Annotated in this window: 14 protein-coding genes; 4 read left to right on the top strand and 10 right to left on the bottom strand. The window is 29.3% G+C overall.

Annotation, left to right across the window (positions count from 1 at the left end; genetic code table 11):
* From RXO53_RS05760 to fni, 8 genes are all read right to left on the bottom strand, one after another.
* On the bottom strand, positions 1–1,065 hold a 1,065-nt coding region (locus RXO53_RS05760; protein ID WP_410713297.1), incomplete at its 3' end, for an MFS transporter.
* 4 nt (positions 1,066–1,069) lie between these two features.
* Positions 1,070–2,122 (bottom strand): glycosyltransferase family 4 protein, encoded by a 1,053-nt coding sequence (locus tag RXO53_RS05755; protein WP_410713296.1) that lies wholly within the window; start codon positions 2,120–2,122, stop codon positions 1,070–1,072.
* Complete coding sequence (locus RXO53_RS05750; RefSeq protein ID WP_410713295.1) at positions 2,122–3,405, bottom strand: NAD-dependent epimerase/dehydratase family protein; 1,284 nt, start codon at positions 3,403–3,405, stop codon at positions 2,122–2,124. Before RXO53_RS05750 ends, RXO53_RS05755 begins: the two co-directional genes overlap by 1 nt.
* A gap of 71 nt (positions 3,406–3,476) precedes the next feature.
* Positions 3,477–3,761: a DUF4364 family protein gene (locus tag RXO53_RS05745; protein ID WP_410713294.1), complete on the bottom strand. Its 285-nt coding sequence runs from the start codon at positions 3,759–3,761 to the stop codon at positions 3,477–3,479.
* Entirely contained in the window at positions 3,739–4,419 is a 681-nt protein-coding gene (locus RXO53_RS05740) for a hypothetical protein (RefSeq protein ID WP_410713293.1), read from the bottom strand. The genes RXO53_RS05745 and RXO53_RS05740 overlap by 23 nt, the downstream gene beginning before the upstream one ends.
* A gap of 58 nt (positions 4,420–4,477) precedes the next feature.
* Positions 4,478–6,181 carry a glutamate--tRNA ligase gene (locus RXO53_RS05735; RefSeq protein ID WP_410713292.1) on the bottom strand — a complete coding sequence of 568 codons (1,704 nt, stop codon included), beginning with the start codon at positions 6,179–6,181 and terminating at the stop codon, positions 4,478–4,480.
* Between the two features lie 10 nt (positions 6,182–6,191).
* A complete protein-coding gene (locus tag RXO53_RS05730; protein ID WP_410713291.1) occupies positions 6,192–7,208 on the bottom strand; it encodes a polyprenyl synthetase family protein in 1,017 nt (338 codons plus the stop codon).
* On the bottom strand, positions 7,198–8,331 hold the full coding sequence (fni, locus tag RXO53_RS05725) for a type 2 isopentenyl-diphosphate Delta-isomerase (RefSeq protein WP_410713290.1): 1,134 nt from the start codon (positions 8,329–8,331) through the stop codon (positions 7,198–7,200). Before fni ends, RXO53_RS05730 begins: the two co-directional genes overlap by 11 nt.
* A 344-nt stretch (positions 8,332–8,675) precedes the next feature.
* Here fni and RXO53_RS05720 point away from each other — a divergent pair, with 344 nt between their 5' ends.
* Together RXO53_RS05720 and RXO53_RS05715 are read left to right on the top strand one after the other, a co-directional pair.
* Positions 8,676–10,004, top strand: a complete 1,329-nt coding sequence (locus tag RXO53_RS05720) for a DEAD/DEAH box helicase family protein (protein ID WP_410713289.1) — start codon at positions 8,676–8,678, stop codon at positions 10,002–10,004.
* Positions 9,997–11,442 carry a DUF790 family protein gene (locus tag RXO53_RS05715; protein WP_410713288.1) on the top strand — a complete coding sequence of 482 codons (1,446 nt, stop codon included), beginning with the start codon at positions 9,997–9,999 and terminating at the stop codon, positions 11,440–11,442. The genes RXO53_RS05720 and RXO53_RS05715 overlap by 8 nt, the downstream gene beginning before the upstream one ends.
* Positions 11,443–11,855: 413 nt before the next feature.
* Here RXO53_RS05715 and RXO53_RS05710 read toward each other — a convergent pair whose 3' ends face one another.
* On the bottom strand, positions 11,856–12,254 hold the full coding sequence (locus RXO53_RS05710) for an SRPBCC family protein (RefSeq protein ID WP_410713287.1): 399 nt from the start codon (positions 12,252–12,254) through the stop codon (positions 11,856–11,858).
* Positions 12,255–12,323: 69 nt separating this feature from the next.
* Between RXO53_RS05710 and RXO53_RS05705 the strand changes: the two genes are divergently transcribed.
* Entirely contained in the window at positions 12,324–13,106 is a 783-nt protein-coding gene (locus RXO53_RS05705; RefSeq protein ID WP_410713286.1) for an aldose 1-epimerase, read from the top strand.
* A gap of 2 nt (positions 13,107–13,108) precedes the next feature.
* Here the strand turns inward: RXO53_RS05705 and RXO53_RS05700 are convergent, their stop codons facing one another.
* Entirely contained in the window at positions 13,109–13,582 is a 474-nt protein-coding gene (locus tag RXO53_RS05700) for a hypothetical protein (RefSeq protein WP_410713285.1), read from the bottom strand.
* Positions 13,583–13,740: 158 nt separating this feature from the next.
* On the opposite strand from RXO53_RS05700, the gene RXO53_RS05695 reads away from it, so the two are divergent.
* Positions 13,741–14,079 carry a hypothetical protein gene (locus tag RXO53_RS05695; RefSeq protein WP_410713284.1) on the top strand — a complete coding sequence of 113 codons (339 nt, stop codon included), beginning with the start codon at positions 13,741–13,743 and terminating at the stop codon, positions 14,077–14,079.
* Positions 14,080–14,458: the final 379 nt, after the last annotated feature.

The raw sequence follows: 14,458 nt of genomic DNA, 5'->3' as shown, positions 1-14,458 counted from the left end.
TATGAATAAAAATAAATTATTTATAGTAAATAAGTTTATTATAATAGCTGCAAAGATTGGTGATAAAAACTCCGCAATTCCAGATGATGCAGAAAACAATAAATTACCTGTAATTATATTGTCCTTGTTTAACGACTTATACGCATTGTAGAGAAAAGATGGGTACAAAGTAGAATGGGGAATTGCAAATAAGAGTATTGCTATTATATTAATATATATATTATGTATATTTAAAAGGAATAAAGATATTGGAAGTATTAAAATTGCTAGTGTTTCTTGTTTAATTAAATTATTTTCACTAGTTCTTATCGATTTAAACCTTATTAAAGAAGAGATTAGAAACAATAAAAATAAAGAAAGCATAACAATATTTGATTTTAAATTGATTGAACTCTCTTCATAAATACCCCAATATGAAATTATAAACGGTAATGTAAATGAGTAAATAAAGTTTAAAATAAAATATTTAGAGAACTTTTTATTTTTCATAATTGAAAATAAAGAATCAAATTTTAATTCCAATTTTAGCTCATTATGATTAAACTTATATCTCAAAGTCATGCTTATCGGGATAATCAATAAAATAATTGTAAAAACAAAAATATATTTGAATGAAAGATACGAGAGTATAATAGATGAAAATAAAGTTCCAAGTATTAGACCTAATGATAAAGCAAAAGAATATAGGCCTATACCTTCAAATCCTTTATTATCAATGTGCATCAAAGGCGCTAGAAAAACTGATATTGATCCTAATCCTAATCCAATAAAGCTAACGGAAATCCCCAAAAGCAGGTAATTTTTTGAAAAAATTATTAGAAAAAAACCTAAGAGAGCGATTAAAAAACTGATAAAACTAAAGTTATTAAAATTTTTTATTATGTTAACTGTTAGGGAACCAATTCCATTAAAAATCCACAATGTTGCAATTATTATAGAGATGTACAAAGGGTTTATATTGAGAGAATAAGCATATAAAGGCAAAACTGATTGGGCTATAATTGAAGAAAATCTAACAATAGAAGTAGATATAAACAGAATCCTATTGTTTAGAACTCTTTTCATAAAATTATAACCCTGACAATACGTTTTCGTAAACTTTCGTAAGTTCCATACCAACTGTATTCGGGTCATGTCTTTCCTTAACCAATGAAACACTGTTTTCAGAAAATGACTTTCTAATATTTTCATTTGATATTAATAATGATAAGTATTTCTCGTAGTCATATTCGTCTTTTCCAACAAACCCGTTGTACCCATGAATTACAGATTCTTCGATAGAACTAATATTTGATGAAACAACAGGTATTCCGTATGACATAGATTCTAAGATTGTAAGCGCATAAGCATCATATCTAGTCGGTAAGAATGAAATATCAGATGCTGGTAGGATCTTTTTATATAAAACATTATCATCAGGGTTACTGAAATGATAAATATTCTTATAGTTGCTGATAAATTTCTTTATATTATTTGGTATTGAACCAACGTAAAACAAGTTTAAATTTTCGAACTCTTTTGATAATTTTACAAAGACTTTTAACACTATATCCCCTCCTTTTCTAATAAAATCTCTACCTATGAATAATATGTTTACCCCATTGTGTTCTATTTTTTCATTCGTTTTAATTTGCATAGGAGGAGGTATCAAAACGACTTTTGATGAATCAACACCATCTTTTATAAAACCTTTTCTAGCCCAATCGGACCACGTTATAATAGCCCTGCAAGGTGAAGAATTAAGATAATAAGTTAAAAACTCTAATGCTATATTATATGTAAACCCCTTTCCTCCATAATATTGGTCTAAAAATTGGCTAGGGCTTTCATCATTTTCATGTATCCATGGTCTAGAATATAAATAAAAATTCCAAAAAAACGAATGTATTATTTTCTCATCCTTAGGAATTGGCTGTGAGAATCCTTTTAGTATTAACCTAGATAGAGTTGAAATTACATTGTCTTTATTAAATTCATAGTTTGAAGAGTTCTTAAATAGAGGTATGACATCGCTAAATACAGTATATTCGATCCCTTTTGGAGGATATTTATACCTTAAATAAGATCCTCTCCTTAGTTTTTTTGTTTTTCCATCGATTTCTGAAACCATCATAACTTTCATTAATTTTCACCTATTCTTTCTTCAATAATAGGACCAAAGTATTTCATAATTTCATTTTTACTTAACACTTTCATATATTCTTCTGGCATAGGGAATAAATTTGATCTTATCGATGTCGAGTCTCTCCATTTAACTGTTGGATAAATCAACTCTTTTAGATCTTTGACCCTATTTTTATATTGTATAACTGTTTCAAATATTTCCCTAATTACATCTTTTATATCTTTTTTTCTTGAAAATCCAAGCGATGGCAGTATTTTATGTTCTACACTATAGAAATGTTCTTCTGCTTCAACTCTAGGATTATCTATACGTTTAACCTTTGGCTTTATCCCGAATTCGTTTGCTATTTCTAATACCTTATCTGCAAGTTCTAAGGTATTGTAAATCTCATCTAATTGATTAACTACTCTATACTCTCCCTCCTTAGGTGGATTTTCTAACAATAAGGTTAAAGCATTTATACTATCATATAATGATAAGAAACCTCTCGTCTGTTTTCCTTTTCCATAAATTAGTAATTCATTTAAAATCACAGCTTGAACTACATACTTATTTATTACAGTTCCCCAATTAGAATCAAAATCAAACCTCGTTTCTAGGGATTCGTTGACTATTTCATCTACTTTTGTTCCATATACCACTCCTTGCATAACATCAGTTGCTTTAATTCCATGAAGTTTGTTAGTTAAAAGTAAATTATATGTATCGAAAATTTTTGTTAAATGGTAGAAACTTTGCCCAAACCTTGGAAATATAACGTTTGTTTTTCTACCTTTATGTTCTATTTCTATATTCCCTTCTGTAATTTCTATGTTAGGGGTTCCATATTCTCCCATAGAACCCATTTTCAATAAATGAGCTCCTGGAGAATGCCTTATTAATGAAAACATTATATTTATGTTTGAAATCACATTATTAATCTCAGTATATAATACGTGTTCTTGATCTATCATGCTAAAAGGAGCGCTCCTTTGTTGTGCAAGATGTACTACTGCCTCAGGCTTATATTTTGAAATTAATTGATCGACCTGTTCAGGATCTCTTGCATCAACAGGTTCAAATATTAGGTTATCTTTTCCAAAAGTTTCCTTATATGCCGCTATTCTTTCAGACATAGACTTTATTGGTGTCAGCGAATCTGATTTTACTGATTTAACTAATGTCCTTGTTGAAAAATTATCGGCCATTATGATTGGTATATCATATTTTACCCCTAAATGTATTGATAATGGCCATCCAATATAGCCGTCGGCACCAAATATTATTATTGGCCCTTTCAATTTTTCCCCCAAAATTTTTGTAAATTATTATAAATATAAACGGATAAGTACAAGGTGTATAGACAGTTTGTCTATAAGCTCAAGCCAAATCCTCTTAAAAAGGAATCAATTTTTTTAAGTTCTTTTACAAACTCTTTTCCTTTGTCTGTTAAGATATAGTATCTGTTATCTCCATCATTTACTTCGTTTATAATATCTTTTTGTTTTAATTCATCGATATATTTTAACAATCTATCGTAGGGTATATTTGCATTATACATAATTCTAGTTAATCTTGCCTTATCTTCTCTCTCTATAGTTTCTAATATGTCTAAATATATCTTTACTCTTGATCTATTTTTCTTTTGTTCTACCAATATGACCACTCCTTATTAAAAATATTAATAGCGAAAGAAATCCAAAGAACTGTATTATGTTTGCCACAAAATAATAGTTTACTGAAAATGATAGAGATGAAAATAGGTAAGTTATATGAGAAATTAACATTAATGAGAAGGCTATTAATACAAGTAATGAGAAGGTATTTTTATTTCTTATATGAATTAAATAACCTGTAAAAACTATAAGTCCCAATAAAAATATTAATATTATTTGAACAGCATCAAATATGTATGCGCCTAATAAAAAGTACTCCCTCTTTTTCGTTAAAATGATTGTAAGTAAAAATAATTCTGAACTGCTCCAATAAGCTTCTTTAGTGTATCCTATAGTAATTATAGTATATGCTATTAATTGTAAAAACAAATAAACTAAGGAAGAAATATATGTTGCTCTTAAATCTTCGGATATCCTTGCTATATTAAAGGATAATAATATCATTAATGAACCTTGTATAATCAGTCCCAAACCTAATAATGCGAATCCCAAACTGATATAATTTAAGACATTTTCCTTAATAATTTTATTATATTTATATGAAACGAAGCTAATGGATAAAGCAATAATTCCGCTAATTACGTATAATATTGCATTGATATTAAGATATATTACTTGATTCCCATAGACAATTATCAAATTTTTCCTCCTAAAATATATCTAGTATATAGATTGTTTTAAGCTTTAATTGCAAAGATTATTTATGAGTTAAAAACCCTGTTAAAGGATCAATATTATCTATTATTATGAAACCAAATCTTAAAAATTGAAGTCTAGCACCTTTATTATAATTGTTAATGTAATTTTCCACAAATCCTTTATGGTCTTTAAACTGAAGTCCGTAAGGTTCTCTAATTAAAATTTCTTTAGATTCTTTATATGGAACCCATTGTATTATTTGAAGTTTTTCCTTTCTTGCATACTTTATGTCTTTGCTAATAAACTTCAGTTTCCCATCTTTGTATTCATAATTACCTAATTCCATAAGTCTGAATTTCTTTAGGTTTATATCTTTCTCGTCTATAAGTATCTCATCACCATTACAAACGCTTATAGATCTTTTTCTGTTAGGCGTATCAGGATGTAATGGCAATTCGGCGTTAAAGCATGTAGGTTGTTCAATACTTAACTTTGCTGGATTTTCCACAAACATAAGCCTATCTGCTATAGGATCTAATTTCTTTCTATTAACTGATGCCAAATTAATCCAGCTTAATTTAGCATCTCCACTTTTTATACCAACTTCTAAAATAACTTCTCTTATTGATTCAGGTAAAATACCTCTTCTCTTTAATCCTGATATTGTACCAAACCTTGGATCATCATAGCCCAAGAATTCTTTTGGATTTTCTGACATAATTTTTCTGATATAGCTTTTGCTCATTATAAATCCTTCTAGCTTTAATCTGCCAAAGTGAATATAAACTGGCATCTTCCATTTTAGACATTTATATATATATTCCTGCTTCATGGTGTTAAGTTCATGTTCCTTACCTCTTAATACATGAGTTATACCCAATAAATGATCATCAACACTTACTGCAAAATTATATGTAGGCCATGTAACGTATTTATCTCCTACAATTGGATGAGGATGAGATGAAGTATCTATAATTCTAAAAGCAATCCAATCTCTAATACTGGGGTTAGGATGGTTAACATCAGTTTTTATTCTTAGTACGGCCTCTCCTTCATTATAATAATTGTTTATCATTTTTTCAAATTCATCTAAGTTTCTTTCTGGCGAAGTATTTCTATCAGGGGGCTCAATCTGCATAGATAATAATTTCTTGCCTTTATCACCACTTTTATCAACATATGCACAGCCATTCATTATAATTTCCTTTGCAGTATCATAAAATAGGTTCATTCTTAAACTTTGTATATATTCTTCATTAGGGATTACTCCGAGCCATTTTAAATCTTCTCTTATTAGATTATAAGCTTCTTTTATAGGAGTTTTTGTTCTGGGATCCGTATCTTCAAATCTCAAGATCATTTTTCCTTTGTACATTTTTGAATATTCATAGCTTAATATTGCTGGCCTCGCATTTCCTATATGTATAACAAAGTCTGGATTAGGTGCAAACCTAGTTACAACTTTGCCAATCTCAGCGTTTGGCAATGGAGGAAGAGTTTTTCCTTCTTCTTTTCCTTCTTTTTTATATTCTATTTTTATGCCAAGCCTTTCTATTTCCTTTTTTTGATCTTCCAAACTCATTGCATTAACTTTTTCAACGAAATTGTTCACTATTTTATAAATTTCTTTAGCTTTTTGTCTAAGATCGCTTCTCTCTCCTAATATCATAGACATTACGCTATTTGTTTGAGCCTTTCCTCCATGCTCAAATGCATTTAATAAAGTGTATTTCCAGGCTATGCTTTCTAAGTCTTCACTCAACTCTATTCCCCTATTTGTCTCTATTTATTGAAAATTCAGCAAGTTCTCTAAGAGATTTAAAAGATTCTTCATCTTTTACTATCCCGTTTTTCTCAATAGAATCTAGCTTATCTATAGCATTGTTGTAGTAATTTTTAGCAAGCTCTTCTGCATAATTTAATGACCCAGATTCTTTAATTATATCCACAGCCTCTTTGATGTTTTCATCAGATTGATTACCTGAAAAAAGTTTAATAAAGAATTTTTTCCATTCTTCTTTTCTTTTAGATGCATACAATACTAAAATCGTTTTCTTACCTCTTTTTAAATCATTAAATATTGGTTTCCCTGTTTTCGCTGGATCTCCAAACACCCCTAATATATCGTCTCTTATTTGAAATGCAAGTCCCACAAATCTTCCGAATTCCCCTAGAAGTTCTACAATTTCATCATCTGAATTTGAAGCAATTCCACCTAGTTTTGAAGAAGCTTCTATTAAAGCGCCAGTTTTTAGGTAAATCATTTTCAAGTAATCTTTCTCATCAACATCCCATGTTTTTTCAAACATAATATCATATCCTTGACCCTCTGCAATTTTTCTTGAACCCTCTCCTATAACTTCAACAGCCTTCGCAATTTCGTTATTATCAGCTCCTGCTTTAATAGCTAGATAAGGCGTTAAGAAGGCATAAGAAAACATTAGATCTCCAGCTAAAATAGCCAAATTAACTCCATATACTTTATGTACTGTAGGTATACCCCTTCTGAAATCATCATTATCCATTATATCGTCATGGACTAAACTAAAATTATGAAGTATTTCTACTGCTGCAGCATAATAAACGGCTTTTGCTTCCGAAGATGCACCACCGAGGGCTCTTGATGACGCAAGTGTTATCATAGGTCTTAATCTTTTTCCGCCGGCCTTAATCAAGTGCATAGCTGCTTTATAAAGATCTTCAGGTTCCCCCCTTAATATGTCAGAAATATATGAATCTATAAGTAATGCATATTTTTCTCCAACTTTCTTTAAAGTTTCATATACCATGATTTTTCTTCCTCCATAGTAATGTCTGTAATCGCTTATTCAAATATTCATTTGGTTCTATTCCCCTAATTAAAAGTTCATCTTTTAGCCTTCCCCATATTGTTACTTGTGATTTCCATAACGAATAAACATTCGTACCTCCAGATAGAAATATAGCTGTTTTTAGTTGGTATATTGTTTTCTTTATGTAGTTTTCCAATCCTTTTTCACCTTCTAATTTTAAAATTTTTAAAATAGGAAAGGCCATTCCTGCTACATCTGAACCTAAAGCTATTGCTTTTGCTGCATCCAAGCCATCTCTAATTCCACCACTTCCTATAATATAAGAATCCATGGCGCCAGATCTAGCCTCTACAATACTTAAGGCTGTTGGATTTCCCCAAAAATCAGCTAATTTTCCAGGATCTTTTAAAGGATATCCATTTTTTCTTCTAGATCTTATACTTTCTGTCTTTATCCAATTGGTACCTCCTAGTCCTGCAACATCAAAGCACTTTATACCAATAGATCTCAGTGTTTTAACAAGTTCCATGTTTAGTCCATTCCCAACCTCTTTTATTATAATTGGTACACTTATTTTATCATTGATTTCTTCAATCTTAGAAATTAGATTTGAAAAATTTGTATCTCCTTCATCTTGATAAGCCTCTTGTCCTGGATTTACATGAATGGCAATAGCATTAGCCTTGATCATATCTATTGCCTTCTCTATCTCGTTTATACCGTAGCCCTTATTTAGCTGCGCTACTCCTATATTGGCAATCAGAAAAGCTTGAGGTGCATTTTCTCTAACTATTCTAAAAGAATGAATTAATTTTGGGTTTTCTATGGCAGCTCTTTGGCTTCCAACTCCCATTGCAATATTGAACTTGCTTACTACTCTTGAAATACTATCGTTTATCTTTTCTGCCTCGGGATGGCCTCCAGTTATTCCTGTTATTACAAGAGGTGCATCTATAATATAATCACAGAAATCTTTGCTTAGGTCTATAGAATCTAAGTTATTCTCAGGTAATGGATTATGAATAAATCTAACGAAGTCCAATAAATTGCTTTCTTTTGATTGTACATTTTCATTGATTACTATTTCAATGTGCTCAAGTTTCCTTTCTTCAGTATTCAAAATTAACCCCTTCTAATTAATAGGTAACGTTTATGATTTATTAATATTTATAAAAGAACTTATATGAATTATTAGCTGACCTCCTCTCCGCCCTAAAGGGCGAGGCTTTCATTTGTAATTTTTCTTTCATATAGGTGTTGCAGAATATTAAGTTAATGAGGCTTTCTATATAAATTAAATCGATGATGCTTTGAGAGGGGGAAATTCTTGTTTTAAAGCAATAGTGTTTTGATGTAAGGGTCTTAGTTTACTACCTTTATTTTCAACCTTAAGAATAAGCTTTATTTTTATGCATATTAGAATTTATTAAGGTAAAATAAGATATAATAATTGTAGGAGTAAATATGGTTAGATTAAGCTATTATAAAGGATTGATAGTTTCAGACACTTATGCACCTCAAATGAAGTACGATGAAAAAATTAAGAAGTACATATCGCTAGCTTATAAATATAAGGAAATAGTTGAATATTTTAGGGAGTCAGGCATAGGTGTTAAAGAGAATGTTTTCGATTCTCTTCCTTTTCCAATAATTAATGATAAGATAAAGCTAAGAACTTATCAAGAAAAAGCTTTGAGCTCATGGTTAAAGGTTAAAAGAGGAATAATTGTATTGCCAACTGGTGCTGGTAAGACTCATATAGCATTAAAAGCAATATCTCATTTAAGATTATCTTCATTAATTGTAGTGCCGACAATAGATTTACTTGATCAATGGTACAGGGCTGTTATTAAGGAACTTGGTGCTACCCCAGGTAGGATTGGTGGAGGATATGATGAAATACATGGAATTACCGTTACCACATATGACAGTGCATATTCTAAAATCGATGAATTAGGAAACAAATTTTTATTTTTAATATTTGATGAAGTCCATCATTTACCCTCTGAAGGATATATGGAAATTGCCCAGCTAAGTCCAGCTCCTTATAGAATGGGTTTAACTGCAACTCCAGAAAGGGAAGATGGTAGACATACATTTTTGTTTGATTTGGTGGGACCAGTTATATATAGAATAAGTCCTGAGACCTTAGCAGGAAAATATTTAGCTGAATATGATGTTGAAAGAATTTATGTTAACTTAGAAGAAGATGAAGAAGTAAGGTATAAAGAGATGAGAAAAAGGATGAAGAATATTTTAACTAAATTAAACATAGAATTAAAAGGCATTAACGACTTCAAAAGGTTTCTATATTACGCAGGTAAAAATAAAGAAGCTAGAGAGGCACTTCAACTTTGGTATGAATCAACTAATATTGCTATAAATTCAAATTCTAAAATAAAAAAGCTAAGAGAATTATTAAAAACTTACAAAGATAGCAAAATTATTATTTTTACAAGAGAAACAACTATGGCTTACAAAATATCAAAAGAATTTTTGATTCCTGTTGTTACATATAAAACGCCAAAAGATGAAAGGAAAGAAATTATGGATAATTTTAGAAACGGTAAATATAAAGTAATTGTTGCGTCGAATGTCTTTGATGAGGGGGTTGATGTTCCTGATGCATCTATTGCAATAATAGTAGGAGGCTATGGAACTAGAAGGCAATTTATACAAAGGCTAGGAAGAATTCTTAGAATTAAAGATGGCAAAAAAGCCAAACTTATTGAAATAGTTACAAAAGGAACATCTGATTATAGCCTTAGCTTGAGGAGAAGAAAAGATGTTTAGTAATGATTTATTAAGGGTCAAATACAGAAAGGATAAAGTATACATTGAATACATAGGACATAATGAAAAAGACTTAATAGAAGAAATAGCCTCATTATTGAAGGAAAATTTATCAATAGGAGAATTCAAAAACGAAATAAAATATCTAAGAAAAGCTTATGATCCAAAACTAGTTGAAGGATTATCGATATTATTGCTTAGAAAATCAATTATAGAAAATAAATCTCCGATAGATCCTAGAATCATTAGAAGTAGGGTTTATTCTTATGGACCTATTGTAGATGATTTAGAGAAAGAGAAAATTTTAAAAAAGGTTAAAGAAGAAATAGGTGTAGATCCATTAAAATATATTTTTGCTGATTTAGAAGAAGAAATGGTAATAAAAAAAGTACCCAAATTAGATCCAGATAATATAATAAGGGAATATAACTTTGAATTACTTCAGACAGCATTAATGAAAACTTTAAAAGTTGATGTTTATATAAGTGATAAATGGAAAGAATTGCTGTTTACTGCAAAAAGATTAGGTTTAATGTATGATGCATATAATGACCCGTTTAGGATAGAGTTTTATGGTCCAGCTTCAATGCTAAGGTTAACAGAAAGATATGGTAGGTCGATTTCTATGCTATTACCTCAAATAGTTTCAAACAGGGTCTGGAAAATTAAAGCAGAATTTGTTGGAAAATATAATAGGACTTATATATTAGATACAAAAAATGATGATGCTGAATTTCCTTTAGAAGGAATTCAAAAAGAAGTAACCTTTGATAGTAGTATAGAAAAAGATTTCTATTCTAAAATGAAAATTATTGCCAAAGATTGGGAAATAATAAGAGAACCTCAACCTTTAATAGTAAACAATGCAGTATTTATCCCTGATTTTATGTTATCGAAAAATAATATTAACATATACGTTGAAATAGTTGGTTTTTGGACAAAAGAATATTTGCGAAGGAAATCAGAAAAGGTTAGAGAAATAAAGTTGCCTCTAATTCTTATTATCGACGAATCTTTAGGTTATGATGATTTTAATAGTGAAAATGTAATAAAGTTTAAAAAAACAATTAATATTGCGGCTGTTTATTATTTAATAAATAAAATTTATAATAATATGATAGATAAAATAAAAATTAATGATAATAAAGATATTTATGTAAAGGAAAATGTAATTTCCTATGATTATATATCTAAAAAATTTAATGTACCTAGAGAAAGTATTAAAGAAGGAAACTTTATAACAGGATATACAAAGCTAAAGAACTATTTAATTAAGAATGAATTTTTAGAAGAACTTAAAAAGGAAAACTTTAATAATAAAAGAATTTCTGAATTGGTCAATAAATACGGTGAATGGATAACAGAAGTTTTAGATTATTTAGGTTATCAGGTTAAATGGATAAATATTACTGATGCGATAGTTAAGAAAATTCAATGATTATGGTTTTGTTTTATGCTATCCACAATTTCAGCGTAAAAACCTATTATCATATATCCCATAAACAAGTTTTCAATTATTTTATTTATTAATGTTAATGAGTAAATTAATATTATAAGCGAAAATAATTCAGCGATTAAACCTATAATGATAAAATGAACGGCAAACCTCGCTCTTCAGGATGGGGTAAAACTTAAATATTTTTTCTGAAAATAGTAAAAAATGAATCCAGGCCTATCAAATCTTAAAACATGATAAGCAAGAGCCGATTTCTCCCGCAATATCTTGTTGGGGATAATAGAGTAATACCCGTAAAAGGGGTGTAACCCTTGAGACCTCAGGAAACTCGCCCTTCAGGGCGGGGAAAAGGTCAGATTTTGCAAAAATATATGTATTAAAATTTTTAATTTATTTCAAATATCATTCAAAATTCTGTTTAATGCATCTTCGCTTCCTTTCTTAAAATGATGTATTTCCCAAGGAGATATTAATTTGAATAGACCATTAAACTTTATATCCCACTCATCGATTAATTTATTATTATCTATCCTTATTTTTGAAATTCCTCTAAAAGGACCATCTATATAATAGGCTATTACTTCTTTTTGTTTATCGTTTATTTCATATCTTACTTTTGCTGTTGATGGAAAAACAAAATTTACATAGGCTTCAATATATTTTTCATCTTTTTTAATTATCTTTATCTCTTTATGGCCGTGCCAATATTTTGGTATACTTGATATGTCGGATATTATTTTCCAAATTTTTTCTGGATTAGCTTTAAATTCTTTTTCTAACTTAAAGTACGTCATATTTCATCATGCTAATATTGCACATTAACTACTTAAATTTATTCTTATATATTTTAACTGGTGCTTAAAATGATAAAAATAGGAAATTTTGCTTCGGAAGTAAGCATTAATGAAATAGGGGCATATGTTGAAAAAATAATTATAAATAATAAAGATATTTTATTACATGGAAATATAAATAATCCCACTCATAGTGGTATGGCCATTTTAATTCCTTTTGCTAATAGAATTAGAGGAGGAGAATATGAATTTAACGGGAAAAAATATTATCTTAATAAAAATAATGAAGGTAATGCTATACATGGTTTGATATTAGATAAAAGATTTCAGATTGTTGATAAAAAAGACGATGTAGTAACTTTATCCTATAATCTTAAAGATGATGGATATCCATCAGAATTAAACATAAACATTACATATAGTATAAATAAGGACAGTTTTGATACAAAATTTATTATACAAAATTTAGGTGATACTATTGCCCCATTAACTGTTGGAGCGCATCCTTATTTTATTATAAGAAACCATTGGAAAATTAGCCCAACTCATGTAAAAAAATGTATCAGTATAAATAAAATTCCAACAGGCGAAATAATAGATTACGAGCTTGAAATAAATAGAGAATATGATGATTGTTTTTATATAGGAAATCAAGTTAAGTTGGATTCTGAATACTCGAGCATTATTATAAAAACAATTAATATGCCATATTTCCAAATCTATACAGGCATTAAGGATGCTATAGCATTAGAGCCGATGAGTGGGGCACCTGATGCATATCATAATCATATAGGATTAGATTTAATAAGACCTAGAGAGATTAAAAATTATGGTTTTACAATTTACGCATAATTTTATGTAGAAGAGATGGTTTCATCATAGAAAACATTAATTTTTTCTAGTTCATTTATAATATTATTTCTAAACTCTAGTATGTAAGATCTAGGAAGCTTTGGTTCGGCTTTTTTTAACACAATTTCTTCAACAACATAGTATTTTTTATATGTCTCATTTAACTTACGCCACTCTATATCTTTAAGAGCTTCTTCAACGCTTTGATCCCTATTTAGTAAGCCTGTCAACATCATAACAGATATTATAGGATATCCAACGTATCCTTTTAACTTTGTACCATTATCATCACTATAAACAATTAAATCATCATTAGCCTTTTTAATGATAACTCTATAAGTCTTGTCTTTTTCGCTGCTTATAACTTTAGCTAAGATTAAATCATCATTAGCCTTTTCAATAGTTATCCTATTATCAGCAATCGCGCCCGCTGCTTCCAAAATTTTTATTTTTGGAGGCATTTTAAGTTTTATCAACAATATCACCTGAATTAATATGTATTAATGGATTCTTATATGTTTTTAAATATTTATAATTAATATTCTTAGTTATTATTTTTCTATGTATTAAAAATCTATGAAGAAAAATTTAAATAGTTGTTCCACTTTAATAAATTTGTATAGGTGTATCAAATGTGGGAGAATTAATTCCACTAGTATCAAATTCATATAATCAAAATGATTTAGAATTTAAAGCAAAATTGATCTATAGTTATTTGTTAAAGATTAAATTAAATTTTATAAATGATAATAATATCTGTGGTTCACTAGATTTTTATGATATTGATTGCTCTAACTTGAAGAAGGTTTTAAAATTTATTTCGTGCAAAAGTGCTATAAAGATGGATTTTGCCTCGTCTTTTGTAACAATTAATGATAAAATAATAGAGAAAAACATAAGTCTGGTTATGGAAAAATGTAATAATGATTATATTAAAGAATCTTTACAAAAAATAAAAGATAGTATATTCTAGTTTTTAAGTTGACCTTCTTCCCGCCCTAGAGGGCGAGGGTTCCTTCAGGGCGGATCATAAGTTTGTGGTTTACAATTTTCATCTCTTCATAGCTGGTAAGTAAAGGTTTTTCACCCTCACGCTTTATTTGTCCATTGGTAGATCACTGCTGGGCCTTCAACCAATTACCCCTAGGAGTTGCTCTTTCCTCCTATATCCATGGAATTCTGGGATATGTAGATTATTTATTGCACTATTCCAATCTACATTTATAACTTTCCGTTTGTTCCTACACTTTCATTTCAATCATTTTATCTTCAATCATGATCAAGTGTAGGGACTTAGCCCTCAACCACCCACTTGTGGTAGGTGGGTCATGGGACTCCTTCGACCCCAACGG

The sequence above is a fragment of the Caldisphaera sp. genome, assembly GCF_046536515.1.
Lineage (GTDB): Archaea > Thermoproteota > Thermoprotei_A > Sulfolobales > Acidilobaceae > Caldisphaera.
The sequence above is the reverse complement of the archived record's forward strand: the minus strand, read 5'-3'. Positions and strand labels throughout refer to the sequence as shown.